Source organism: Streptomyces sp. NPDC043685 (assembly GCF_056436585.1).
This window is the reverse complement of record NZ_JBWKCH010000009.1, coordinates 172,117-184,106: the sequence shown is the minus strand read 5'-3', so window position 1 is coordinate 184,106 and position 11,990 is coordinate 172,117. Positions and strand designations below refer to the sequence as shown.

The following is an 11,990-nucleotide window of genomic DNA, read 5'->3' as shown; positions in this document are numbered from 1 at the left end:
GGAAAAACTGAATTCACACCACACGTTGGAATGAATAGGCATTCAGTACGACCGGACGCGCAGATCACACCACCTGACGCGGTCGATCAGGCACACTGGACGTTTGGCCGAGGCGTCGCGCTGTCGAGCCGTCCGAGCCCTCCGGCCACAGAAAGGGTGCCGCGCGTGAATGGTCCGCTGATCGTCCAGTCCGACAAGACCCTGCTCCTGGAAGTCGACCACGAGCAGGCCGACGACTGCCGTCGGGTCATCGCCCCGTTCGCGGAACTGGAGCGGGCGCCGGAGCACATCCACACCTACCGCGTGACCCCGCTGGGCCTGTGGAACGCGCGCGCGGCCGGCCACGACGCCGAGCAGGTCGTCGACGCACTGGTGAAGTACAGCCGCTACCCGGTGCCGCACGCGCTGCTCGTGGACATCGCCGAGACGATGGACCGCTACGGCCGTCTCACCCTCTCCAAGCACCCCACGCACGGCCTGGTCCTGACCACCACCGACCGTCCGGTGCTGGAGGAGATCCTCAGGTCGAAGCGGGTCACGCCGCTGGTCGGCGCCCGCATCGACCCGGACACGGTCGCCGTGCACCCCTCCGAGCGCGGCCAGATCAAGCAGACGCTGCTGAAGCTGGGCTGGCCGGCCGAGGACCTCGCCGGGTACGTCGACGGCGAGGCGCACCCGATCGAGCTGGCCGAGGACGGCTGGGCGCTGCGGCCGTACCAGAAGCAGGCCGTGGAGAACTTCTGGCACGGCGGGTCGGGCGTCGTCGTGCTGCCCTGCGGCGCCGGGAAGACGCTGGTCGGGGCCGGTTCGATGGCCCAGGCGAAGTCGACCACCCTCATCCTCGTCACCAACACCGTCTCCGCCCGGCAGTGGAAGCACGAGCTGGTGAAGCGGACCTCGCTCACCGAGGAGGAGATCGGCGAGTACAGCGGGACGCGCAAGGAGATCCGGCCGGTCACGATCGCCACGTACCAGGTGCTGACGACCCGGCGGAAGGGCGTCTACCCGCACCTGGAGCTGTTCGACTCGCGGGACTGGGGGCTGATCGTCTACGACGAGGTGCACCTGCTGCCCGCGCCGGTGTTCAAGTTCACCGCCGACCTCCAGGCCCGGCGGCGGCTCGGTCTGACCGCCACCCTGGTCCGTGAGGACGGCCGGGAGTCGGACGTGTTCTCCCTGATCGGGCCCAAGCGGTTCGACGCGCCGTGGAAGGAGATCGAGGCGCAGGGCTACATCGCGCCCGCCGACTGCGTCGAGGTCCGGGTCAACCTCACCGACTCCGAGCGGCTCGCGTACGCGACGGCCGAGGCGGAGGAGAAGTACCGCTTCTGCGCGACGACCGCGACCAAGCGGAAGGTCACGGAGGCGATCGTCCGCCGCTTCGCCGGGCAGCAGATCCTCGTCATCGGCCAGTACATCGACCAGCTCGACGAACTCGGTGAGCACCTCGGGGCGCCCGTGATCAAGGGCGAGACGTCCAACGCGCAGCGGGAGAAGCTCTTCGACGCCTTCCGCGAGGGCGAGATCAGCGTGCTCGTGGTGTCCAAGGTCGCGAACTTCTCGATCGACCTGCCGGAGGCGACGGTCGCCATCCAGGTCTCGGGCACCTTCGGCTCCCGGCAGGAGGAGGCGCAGCGTCTGGGCCGGGTGCTGCGGCCCAAGGCGGACGGCCACCAGGCGCACTTCTACTCCGTGGTCGCCCGGGACACCATCGACCAGGACTTCGCCGCCCACCGCCAGCGCTTCCTGGCGGAGCAGGGCTACGCGTACCGGATCATGGACGCGGACGAGCTGCTGGCGGAGAGCTGAGACCCGCGGGTCCGCTCACCGGGGGCGGCGGACCACGCCGACCTCCTCTCCGTACTGACCGAGGACGATCACGTCGAAGGCGGCGCCCGCGAAGACCTTGACGGCGCGCAGGGCATCGCCGAGGCGGTGACGGTGGCTGCCCGTCACGGCGGTGGCGCCGGGCGGGCGGCCCGGTGCCGGGGCGGGGTGGATGGTTGCTGCGCTCATGTCTCCATGGTGCGTTTCGGTCCATAAGGCCCGCGTCGGTCTCGGGACCGAACCTCACGGCCCTGCGGGTACGCCGCTGGGCCGACCGCTTCCCCCGAGGAGGAGGGGGCCCGTCCCCTAGGGGACGGAAAAACCGTTCGCGGACGGCGGCCCCGCTCCTCTAAGATCTACCGCTCGTGCCCGCCTCCCTCACGGAGCGCCGCCGACCGGACGGAAACCGGCCGGCACCTCATCGCCACTGCTCAGCAGGTCCCTCCGGAGGCACCCCCTTGTCCACGCACGTCGACGATCCGCTCTCCCGTGAGCGCTCCCACCTCTCCGCGTCCCGTTCCGCCCTGCGTGCCATGCGCGAGGATGTCGAGGCCCTCGACATCACCGACGTCACCGCGAACTGGGTCAACGCCGAGGTGCTGGCCCGCCAGATCGAGGAGCGCATCAAGTCCCTGGCCGACCTCAGCGACACCCCGCTGTTCTTCGGCCGGCTCGACTACCTGCACGCGCCGGGGGGCGAGCAGGCCGAGGGGGCGCGGGGGGAGCGCTTCTACATCGGGCGGCGGCACGTGCACGACCACGACGGCGACCCCATGGTCATCGACTGGCGCGCACCCGTCTCGCAGCCGTTCTACCGGGCCTCCAAGAAGGACCCGATGGACGTCGCCCTGCGCCGCCGCTTCGGCTACACCCGCGGCGACATCACGGCGTACGAGGACGAGCACCTGTCGGACCCCACCGAGGCGGCCCGCACCAGCAAGCTGCTCCAGCAGGAGATCGAACGGCCGCGCGTCGGCCCGATGCGGGACATCGTCGCGACGATCCAGCCGGAGCAGGACGAGATCGTCCGCTCCGGCCTCTCCGGCACGGTGTGCGTGCAAGGGGGCCCCGGCACCGGGAAGACCGCCGTCGGCCTGCACCGGGTCGCCTACCTCCTCTACGCCCACCGCGAGCGGCTCGCCCGCACCGGCACCCTGGTCATCGGACCGAACCGGTCCTTCCTCCACTACATCGAGCAGGTCCTGCCCGCGCTGGGCGAGTTGACCGTCCAGCAGGCGACCGTCGACGACCTCGTCGCCCACGTCGAGATCAAGGGCACGGACGACGCGCGGGCCGCCGTCGTCAAGGGCGACGCCCGGCTGGCGCAGGTGCTGCGCCGGGCCCTCTACGCGCACGTCACGATGCCGACCGAGCCGGTCGTGGTCGTGCGCGGCTCCCGCCGCTGGCGGATCCCGGCGTACGAACTGGAGCAGCTCGTCCGCGAGTTGCTCGACCGTGACATCCGCTACGGCGCCGCCCGCGAGGCCCTGCCGCAGCGCATCGCGCACGCCGTGCTGGTGCAGATGGAACGGTCGGGTGAGGCGCCGGACGACCGGGTGCAGGACGCGGTGGCCCGCAACAGCGCGGTCAAAGCGGCGGTGAAGGCCATCTGGCCGGCGGTCGACCCGGCGAAGCTGGTGCTGCGGCTGCTGTCGGACGCGGAGTTCCTCGCGGTGCACGCCGAGGGGATCCTCGACGAGGACGAACAGAAGGCGATCCTCCGGGCGAAGCCGGCGCGGAGCGTGAAGTCGGCCAAGTGGTCGGCGGCGGACGCCGTCCTGATCGACGAGGCCACCGACCTGATCCAGCGCACGCACTCCCTCGGGCATGTCGTCCTCGACGAGGCGCAGGACCTCTCCCCCATGCAGTACCGGGCGGTCGGCCGCCGCTGCACGACCGGCAGCGCCACCGTCCTCGGCGACCTGGCACAGGGCACGACGCCGTGGGCGACGCGCGGCTGGCAGGAGGCGCTGACCCACCTGGGCAAGCCGGAGGCGCTGGTGGAGGAGCTGACGGCCGGTTTCCGCGTCCCCACGGACGTCATCACCTACGCCTCCCGTCTGCTCCCGCACATCGCCCCGGGCCTGACCCCGGTGGAGTCGATCCGCGAGAACCCGGGCCACTTCGAGGTGCGGCCGGTCTCCGGCCCGAAGGACGTGGTCGAGGCATGCCGCGAACTGCTGCGCCACGAGGGCTCGACAGGCCTGATCGCGGCGGACGCCCGCGTCCCGGAACTCGCCGAGGCGCTGGAGGAGGCCGGAATCCCGTACCTCGGCCCGGGTGAGGAGACCACCCAGGACACCCGACTGACCCTGGTCCCGGCGTCCTTGGCCAAGGGCCTGGAGTACGACTACGTCGTCCTGGACGAACCTCGGGCGGTGGTCGACGGCGAGCCGGACGAACGCACGGGCCTGCGCCGCCTGTACGTGGCGCTCACGCGAGCGGTGTCGGGCCTGACGGTCACCCACACGGCTCCGCTGCCGCCGCAATTGGCCGCTTAGCGGCGGGCATGTGTGCCGCCGGGGGCGGCACGGGTGGGTGCGGCGGGTTCGCACGGCGGGTGGGCGCGGCAGGTCCGCGCGGCGGGTGGGCGCGGCGGCGCCCGCCGGGGATCCCCGCCCGGGCCGCCCGCACGTCCACCCAGACCGCGCCCACCGCGGCCCACCCGGCGAGCCCGGCGAGCCACCCCGCTCCGCCGGGCTGCGGACCCACCGGCCCGGCCGGCCCCCGCGCCGGGCATCCCTCAGGCCCCGTCCAACACCGCCCGCCACTGCGCCACCGCCGCGGCGGACACCGGCTCGTCCCAGCCCCCCGGGCGGGCCGCCCCGCCGATGTGAAAGCCGTCGACCCCGGCCTTGAGCAGCACCGGCACATGCTCCAGGCGCAGCCCGCCCCCCACCAGCAACTGCTGCGCGTACCCCGGCTCCCCGGCCCGTCCGGCCTCCGCGAGCAGAACAGGCAGTCCCTCGTCGACCCCGCCCGAAGCCCCGGCCGTCAGGTACGTGTCCAAGCCCGGCATCCCGTCCAGCTGCTTGCGCAGGGCGTCCCGGTCCGCGGCCCGGTCGATGGCCCGGTGGAAGGTCCACGGGCAGCCGTCCAGAACCGCCACCACGCGCTCCACGGCCGCCAGATCGACCACACCCCCGGCGTCGAGGAACCCCAGCACGAACTCCTCGGCCCCGGCCTCCCGCAGCTGTCCGGCCACCCGCACCAGCCGGTCGACGTCGCCCGCAGCGAACCCGTCGGCGAGCCGCAGCATCACCCGCAGGGAGAGGTCGACCGCCCGGCGGATCCCGGCGACGGTGACGGCCGACGGGGTGAGCCCGTCGGCCGCCATGTCGGTGACCAGCTCGAGGCGGTCCGCGCCTCCCGCCTGGGCGGCGACCGCGTCCTCGACGCCGAGGGCGATCACCTCCAGGACTGCACGCTTGCTCATGGGGCCCCTTCGACGGCACGGCGTCGGCGTACGGACGCCTGACGGTTGCGACAGGTCTAGTCCAATCAAGACTACGCTGCCCACTCCCGCCGGACCCCAAGCCCCCGGCCGCGCCTCAGCCGAAGATGTTCAGCTCCTTCGCCTCCACCCCGGCCAGCTCGAACGCCGCCGCCTCGTCGACCGGCCGTCCCGTGTACAGCCGTACGAGGGTCGGCGCGTCCCCGATGAACCGGCCCGGGGGCCGTTCCCCGCCGCTCTCCCCCAGCCGCAGCGGCTCGTCCAGGTCGTCGAGGTCGGCGTGCAGCGGCACGTGCCCCCGCTCGCGGGTGATCCGGGCGAGCAGCGCGAGGGCGTCCGGCAGCCCAGCCCCGCCGTATGCCCCCGGTTCCCCGAGAGCCTCGCGGACGTCACCGGCGTGCACCCACTCCCCCAGGGCGAGACCGTCCAGCTTCCCGCCGGCCCCGGCGATCACGGCCCCGGCCTCGCTCATCCCCCGCTCCAGCTCGTCGACGACCCGGGCGTCGCTCCAGCCGGCCCGCTCGGCGATGTCCCGGTCGTTGGACTCGGGCGAGAACACGCCCTCCTCGAACCGGCCCTCCGCCACCCGCGTCAGCGCGGCGGAGCAGTGCGCCAGCACGTCCCGCACCGTCCAGCCCGGACACGCGGCGACGGGCCGCGCGAAGTCCTCCCCGGTCCGGCCGCGCAGCAGCGGGATCAGCGCGTCACGCTCGATCGTCAGCAGCCGCCCGGGCTGCTCGGGGTCCCGTACGTCATGCACATCAGCAGGAGTCGTCATGCCCCCACGCTAGTGCCGTGGCAGGCGCAGGGCCCGGCTCGGCGGGAGAATGCCCCCATGGCCGATCTCGACTTCCTGCGCATCCGTTTCGCCCGCGCCCTGGAGGCGGCCCGGGGCCCGGCCGGCGGACCGGACCCGGCGCCGTACGCCGACAACCTGCTCGCCCGCTGGCAGGAACCCCAGCGCCGCTACCACACGGTCGGGCACCTCACCGCGGTCCTCGACCGCGTCGACGAACTGGAGCGGTACGCGCACGACCCGGACGTGGTCCGGCTGGCCGCCTGGTTCCACGACGCGGTCTACCTTCCCGACCGCTCCGAGAACGAGGAGCGCTCGGCCCGCCTGGCCGAACGCGCCCTGCCGGAAGCCGGTGTTCCCGAGGCGAAGACGGCCGAAGTGGCCCGCCTGGTCCGCCTCACGGTCACGCACGACCCGGCGGACGACGACCCCGACGGCCAGGTCCTGTGCGACGCCGACCTCGCGATCCTCGCCTCGCCCCCGTCGGCGTACGCGGCGTACACGACCGCGGTCCGCGAGGAGTACCACTTCGTCCCCAACGACGCCTTCCGCGAGGGCCGCTCCGCGATCCTGCGGCAACTGCTGGCTCTCCCCCGCCTGTTCAGGACGCCGTACGGCGCCGCCGAGTGGGAGGCGACGGCCCGCCACAACCTGCGGTCGGAGCTGGAGCTGCTCGAGGATTCGCCCTCCCGGCCGGCCACCGAGCTCTAGGGTTGGCCCCACCGCGCCACAGGAGGGAACACGGATGGACCACACCAGCGAACCCGAGGTCATCGAGCCGAGTCTGCCGTTCTGGGTGACCGTCACCGAGGAGGGCGACGACGACTCGATGGGCCTGTTCGGCGGTGGGGAGCCCGCCCTGCGGTCCGTCCCGCTCGGTCCCCTGCGCAAGAACCTCGCGGAGACCGTCGACGCCCTCCAGCAGCTCTTCGAGGACGCCGCGGCCCAGGGTGGCACCCTGCCACTCGCCGAGGCCCAGCTGTCCTTCCAGGTCACCGCGAGCGGCGGCATCCAGCTCCTGGGCACTGGTCAGGTGCAGGGCACCCGCGGACTGACGCTGGTCTTCAAGCGGCCTTCCTAGCTCCTTTCGCAGGGGACGCAACAAGCGTTCCTTGAACTAAAGTTGTCCGACGAACGGCCGAGAGGCAGGGGGACGGCATGAGCGGCAGCGCAGCAAGTCGGAACACAGCGGCGGCGACCGCGGGGGCCGAATCCGTCCGTCCCGCCTGACCCCGCCGCGCATGTCCCAGCACAAGGCCCTGCTCATCGGGGCGAGCGAGTACGACGACCCGCGTATCCAGGACCTGCCGTTCGTCCGCGACGACCTGCAGCGGATCCGGGACGTGCTCCTGGAGCGCGGTTTCCAGGCCGCGGAGATCGTCGAGAGCAAACGCGGCATCACGCCCAACACAGTCAATGGGCGCATCCGCGGTTTTCTGCGCGACGCCGGCCGGGGTGACACGCTGCTGATCCTGCTCAGCGGGCACGGGCAGCACTTCGAGGGCAAGGACTTCTTGATCCCGGAGGACGCCACGTTCGACGTCGGGGTGTTCGCCGAGAGTTGCATCGAGATCGGCTGGGAACGGGAACTGGAGGACTCCCCGGCGACTCATGTCGTCTTCCTCGTCGACGCCTGCCGCGAGGGCATCGACCGCGACACCATGGCGGCGCCGCCCGGAGTGCAGCCGTGGCCCCGGCGCAAGGTCGCCAACGCGCTGCGGCGCAAGGTGGCGTACGTGCACGCCTGCACGGCACCCCAACTGGCCCTGTTCGTCGGCGAGCAGGAGACGGTCCGGCCGGGCTTCGACCCCGGTACGCAACCGGGCGAGTCGTTCAGCCTCTTCTCCCGTGCCCTCGCGGACACGATCGCGGGGGACCCCCACGCCCTGCGGCTGCGCGAGTTCGCCGCGAAGGTGCAGGCGCGGGTCGAGGAACTGCACCGCGCCTACGGCAAGGTGCGCCCACCGCAGCAGGTCACCGTCGTCACGGAGACCGCGGCCGCTCCGGGCGGCGAGGACTTCCCGCTACTGCCGGGTCCCGACCGGCGCACCGAGGCACACCCCTGGATCCGTTCGGCCGAACGGCATCCGATCTGGCAGCGCACCCCGGACGGCCCCGCCCGCCGCCACCTCCAGGAGACCTGCGCAGCCCTGGCGTCCCGCCTTGCCACGGCGTACGAGAACGCTGTGCACTCCCTGCGCGACGACCCCTGGCACGACGCCGAACTGTCCCGGCGCGCCCACGACAGGCTGGGCTTCCTCAGCGGCCGGCTGACCGAGGGCACCGAGCTGTCACCGACCGAGGCCGCGCTGGCGGTCCTGCTGCCCCTGGTCGAGCAGACCTTCTGGACCCAGGAGGCCGCACAGCGCGCCGGCGTGCTCGGCACGGACGGCTGCGCCACCGGCCCGGACCATACTCGCTTCCGCAAGTTCGGCCAGGGCTTCCCACGGCTCAAGCGGCGACTGCTCACCCTGCACGACAAGCCGACGGCCCGCGACTCCGTGGAGCAGATCCGCTGGTGGCTGTTCCACCGCTGGCTGATCCAGCAGCCGGAGTTGTACGCGGCGGAGGCGCTCAAGTCCCTCCTCGGGGAGGTGACGGGCGGCTCGGACCAACCGCCCTGGGTGGCTGATGCACTCTCCGCGGACCGCCTGATGCGGCTGCTGAAGGAGCACCGCACGGCACCGTTCTCGGTACGCCAGGCCGTTGCCCGCCCTGTGGGTGCCACGTCCCACGAGGAGCACGATGTCATCGCCGCCGCCACCGGTGATGAGCACGAAGTACGTGTCCCCCTGGTCTCCGCCCTGATCAAAGGCGCCTCCGCGATGGCGGTGGACCCCATCGACCTGCCCGAGATCGTCGTGGAGCACATCGGCATCTACGACAGCGTCGACCTGGGTGAACTCCTGACCACCGTGCGCCGCTCCGACTGGCGCCACTCCGGTGTCGGACGCTCCCTGAACGCGGTGTGCACCCACCCGGCCGTCCAGATCGCCCTGCGGGAGCACGCCGCCCGCGTGGACGTCCTGCTCCGGGAGATCAACCGGGGCGACAGTCCCGCCCTGGCCACGCTCGGCGGGCTTCCGCCCTACGCCGACGGCAGCCGGGTGCGCCTCGACGGCAACACGCCCGACCAGTTCTCCGACGGCATCCGCTTCCAACTCGCCGAGGACCGCGTCCAGGAACTCCTCATGGGCGAACAGCTCTACGGCGATCGCGAGTTGGCGGTCCGCGAGCTGTACCAGAACGCTCTGGATGCGCTGCGCTATCGGGACTGCCGCACGCAGTATCTCCAGCGCACCGGGCAGGCTGCGGGTCCCTTCGAGGGCCGGATCGAGTTCGCCCAGGGCGTCGGCTCCGACGGCCGCCCCTATCTGGAGTGCCGTGACAACGGCATCGGCATGGGCATAACCGAGCTCGGCAGTGTCTTCTCCCAGGGCGGCACCCGCTTCGTCGACCTGCCCGAGTACATCGAGGAACAGGTCGCCTGGAGCGAACTCCCGGAGCCCAAGCTCAGGCTGTACCCCAACTCCCGTTTCGGCATCGGCGTCCTGAGCTACTTCATGCTGGCCGACGAGATCGTGGTCCGTACCTGCCGCATGGGGCGCGACGGCAGGCCCGGGCGTTTGCTTCAGGTGACGATCGCGGGGCCGGGAAATCTGTTCCGGGTGGAGGACTTGGGAGAAGGGACCGAGCCGGGAACGACGGTACGGCTGTTGCTGTCGCGGCAGGGCAAACATGTGTCCTGCGTGGACGCGTTGCAGAGGCTGCTATGGGTGGCGCCGTATCGGACGTCGGCAGTGCACGGATCCCGGGGGCACGAGTGGGTGCCGGGGGAGTTGTCTCTCCAGGGGCTCGGAATCGAGATCGGCAAGCTTGAGCCCGGGCGTCTCCACGAGGACCCCGTGTGCATCGCGTCCGGCTCTCCTGATCTGTGGTGGATCGACCACAGCGGCATCGTCCTGTCGGACGGCCTGCTGACGGAGTCGGACCCGGCCTTCCAGACGCAGCACCGGTTCCCCCATGGCATCGTCGTGAATCTGCACGGTGAGCACGCGCCGGTCCTCACCGTGGACCGCAAGAAGGTTCGCTCCTTCGATCACCATTATGTGAGGGGTCTGATGACCGCCGTCGCGCCTAGCGTGGCGCGCCCTGGTCTCGCCCTTCCGAATGCGGCCTGGCTCAACGAAGTCAGTATGTACGCCTTGTGGTTCGGGGACCTCGTGACCGAGCATGCCCAGGATGCAGATTTGAGGTGGCCGATCGCAGGTGCTTCTGTACCTTTCGGCGAGATCGGTTACTTCCCCGCTGATGACGATCTGGCTCCCCTGGTGACCGGCGCCTACCCGGAGGGGTGCCGACCGGAGATCGCACGCTATTTTTACAACATCCCTCCCTCGGTGCTGTGTTGGCGGCTTCGTGCGCTCTACAGGGCTGGCCTCGGGGGCGCAGTCATGCTTGGAGGGTCGTATCCATCCGACGAGCTGCGCGCCAGGCCATCGGATATGCGGCTGCTGACGACCAGCCTCAGCCGGTGGGACATCTCGTTCAGGGAGTGGCGAAGGCAGCAGCCTCTGTGGCGAGATGCGGTGAGGACCCTGGGAAGCCTCATGGACTGGCGCGACCCCGCCCGGCCGCTGAGCGTGGCTGACGTCTTCCAGTTGAGTGCCAGGGTCGAACGCCCGCCTGCCGAAATCGCCGGCCGGCTGATTGCTCTGGGCTATGAGGTCGAGCCGTTGGCCGGCTTCGCCGCCGGATACGAGGATCTGCCGCTGCTGCGGAAGGTGGGCAGCTTTGGCGGATGGCTGACTCCCGGCTCTGCACTGTCCGGGCCCCAGATCTGCTTCAGTGCGATGAACCGCGGATGCTCCACCACTCAGGCCGCGCAGCGACTTCGGGAACTGGGCTTCCTCGTACCGACCGACCACCCGGTCCGGGAGCACTGGAGCGCCGAGGAGCGACGCATCCTCACGCGCCTGTGGTTGTCGTACGCCACACCGCCGTCCCCGGAGGAGGCCCTGCACGTCTGTCGGGCCCAACTGGTCTCGCTGGCTCATGAAACAGACACGACGGTGCTCCGCATCGCGGATCTCCTGTCCGGGCTGGGGTTCATGATGCCCGGCAACCTTGCGGAGATCCCGGAACCCACGGAGGACGACCGGTCCCTCCTCCGCTACCAAGCGCAGCGGCCTTGGGTGGACCAGGAAGTTTCACTCCTCTACATGACCGCCGTCGCCCGCCGCCTTCACAGGCCCGTCGAAACGGTCGCAGCGCGGCTGAGGGAGCTCGGCTACACAGTGGAGACGGTCCCCGACACCGAAGAGCAGTTGCCGTCCCCGGTTCAGACCAGACTTGTCAACGGTAACGTCAAGCTGAACCCCAACCGTCCTCTGCGCCTTGACGAAGTCGCTCGCAGCGCCCAAAGGGCAGGTATCCCGCTGGCAGAGGCGATCTCCCACTACACCGAGTGGGGCTATCGCTGTTCCGTTTCTGCCGAGGCCCTCTCCGCGACCGGTTACTCCGACAGCACTCATTTCACCTACGGGCCGTTCCGCGACCCCGCCTCGTACGGTCCGCTGTCGCCCGCAGTCGTGGCAGCGGTAGGTGACGGAGCCGCCGGGATCCTCGCCGCCTTCGGTTACGACCTCGTGCCCCCCTCCGACGCCTGGCTCAGAGAGCGCGAACTGGGAACGGACCTGTACCGGTCGCTGACAACCAAAACGCACTCCCCCACCACCCGTCCCGACGACCCTCCGCTCTCCCTGGTCACCTTGGCCGTCGTAGCCATGTCGGCTGCCACAACCCTCCGAGCTGCCGCCTTCAAAGCCACCGAGCTCGGCATGCGTCACGAGATCGAGGACTGGTTCCCCGGCCAGGAAAACCCGTCGCCCCCTGCCCTCACGCCCTCGTAGC

Annotated in this window: 8 protein-coding genes; 5 read left to right on the top strand and 3 right to left on the bottom strand. The window is 71.0% G+C overall.

Translation table 11 applies throughout. The features are described from left to right. The first annotated feature begins 165 nt into the window (after positions 1-165). A complete protein-coding gene (locus tag AC0665_RS28510) occupies positions 166-1,809 on the top strand; it encodes a DNA repair helicase XPB (RefSeq protein WP_363119840.1) in 1,644 nt (547 codons plus the stop codon). A gap of 15 nt (positions 1,810-1,824) precedes the next feature. Here the strand turns inward: AC0665_RS28510 and AC0665_RS28505 are convergent, their stop codons facing one another. Continuing rightward, positions 1,825-2,016, bottom strand: a complete 192-nt coding sequence (locus AC0665_RS28505) for a hypothetical protein (protein ID WP_366049986.1) — start codon at positions 2,014-2,016, stop codon at positions 1,825-1,827. A 269-nt stretch (positions 2,017-2,285) separates the two neighbouring features. On the opposite strand from AC0665_RS28505, the gene AC0665_RS28500 reads away from it, so the two are divergent. Next, on the top strand, positions 2,286-4,328 hold the full coding sequence (locus tag AC0665_RS28500; RefSeq protein ID WP_478607637.1) for a HelD family protein: 2,043 nt from the start codon (positions 2,286-2,288) through the stop codon (positions 4,326-4,328). Between the two features lie 242 nt (positions 4,329-4,570). On the opposite strand, the gene AC0665_RS28495 is transcribed toward AC0665_RS28500, so the two are convergent. Together AC0665_RS28495 and AC0665_RS28490 are read right to left on the bottom strand one after the other, a co-directional pair. After that, positions 4,571-5,263, bottom strand: coding sequence for a copper homeostasis protein CutC (locus AC0665_RS28495; protein ID WP_478607634.1), 693 nt, complete (start codon positions 5,261-5,263; stop codon positions 4,571-4,573). Positions 5,264-5,378: 115 nt separating this feature from the next. Next, entirely contained in the window at positions 5,379-6,059 is a 681-nt protein-coding gene (locus AC0665_RS28490) for a maleylpyruvate isomerase family mycothiol-dependent enzyme (protein WP_478509589.1), read from the bottom strand. Between the two features lie 57 nt (positions 6,060-6,116). Between AC0665_RS28490 and AC0665_RS28485 the strand changes: the two genes are divergently transcribed. The 3 genes from AC0665_RS28485 (at position 6,117) to AC0665_RS28475 (ending at position 11,989) form a co-directional block, all read left to right on the top strand. Further along, positions 6,117-6,788 (top strand): HD domain-containing protein, encoded by a 672-nt coding sequence (locus tag AC0665_RS28485; RefSeq protein WP_478607631.1) that lies wholly within the window; start codon positions 6,117-6,119, stop codon positions 6,786-6,788. A 34-nt stretch (positions 6,789-6,822) separates the two neighbouring features. Further along, a complete protein-coding gene (locus AC0665_RS28480) occupies positions 6,823-7,158 on the top strand; it encodes a Pepco domain-containing protein (protein ID WP_478607629.1) in 336 nt (111 codons plus the stop codon). Between the two features lie 160 nt (positions 7,159-7,318). Continuing rightward, the gene (locus AC0665_RS28475) at positions 7,319-11,989 is read left to right on the top strand and encodes a caspase family protein (RefSeq protein ID WP_478607626.1); all 4,671 of its coding nucleotides are present in this window, start codon (positions 7,319-7,321) and stop codon (positions 11,987-11,989) included. The last annotated feature ends 1 nt before the right edge of the window (position 11,990 follow it).

Excerpts from the sequence above, each read along its gene's own strand:
- AC0665_RS28490 (WP_478509589.1), bottom strand. The coding sequence starts at position 6,059 with ATGACGACTCCTGCTGATGTGCATGACGTACGGGACCCCGAGCAGCCC.
- AC0665_RS28495 (WP_478607634.1), bottom strand. The coding sequence starts at position 5,263 with ATGAGCAAGCGTGCAGTCCTGGAGGTGATCGCCCTCGGCGTCGAGGAC.
- AC0665_RS28475 (WP_478607626.1), top strand. The coding sequence starts at position 7,319 with ATGTCCCAGCACAAGGCCCTGCTCATCGGGGCGAGCGAGTACGACGAC.
- AC0665_RS28480 (WP_478607629.1), top strand. The coding sequence starts at position 6,823 with ATGGACCACACCAGCGAACCCGAGGTCATCGAGCCGAGTCTGCCGTTC.
- AC0665_RS28485 (WP_478607631.1), top strand. The coding sequence starts at position 6,117 with ATGGCCGATCTCGACTTCCTGCGCATCCGTTTCGCCCGCGCCCTGGAG.
- AC0665_RS28505 (WP_366049986.1), bottom strand. The coding sequence starts at position 2,016 with ATGAGCGCAGCAACCATCCACCCCGCCCCGGCACCGGGCCGCCCGCCC.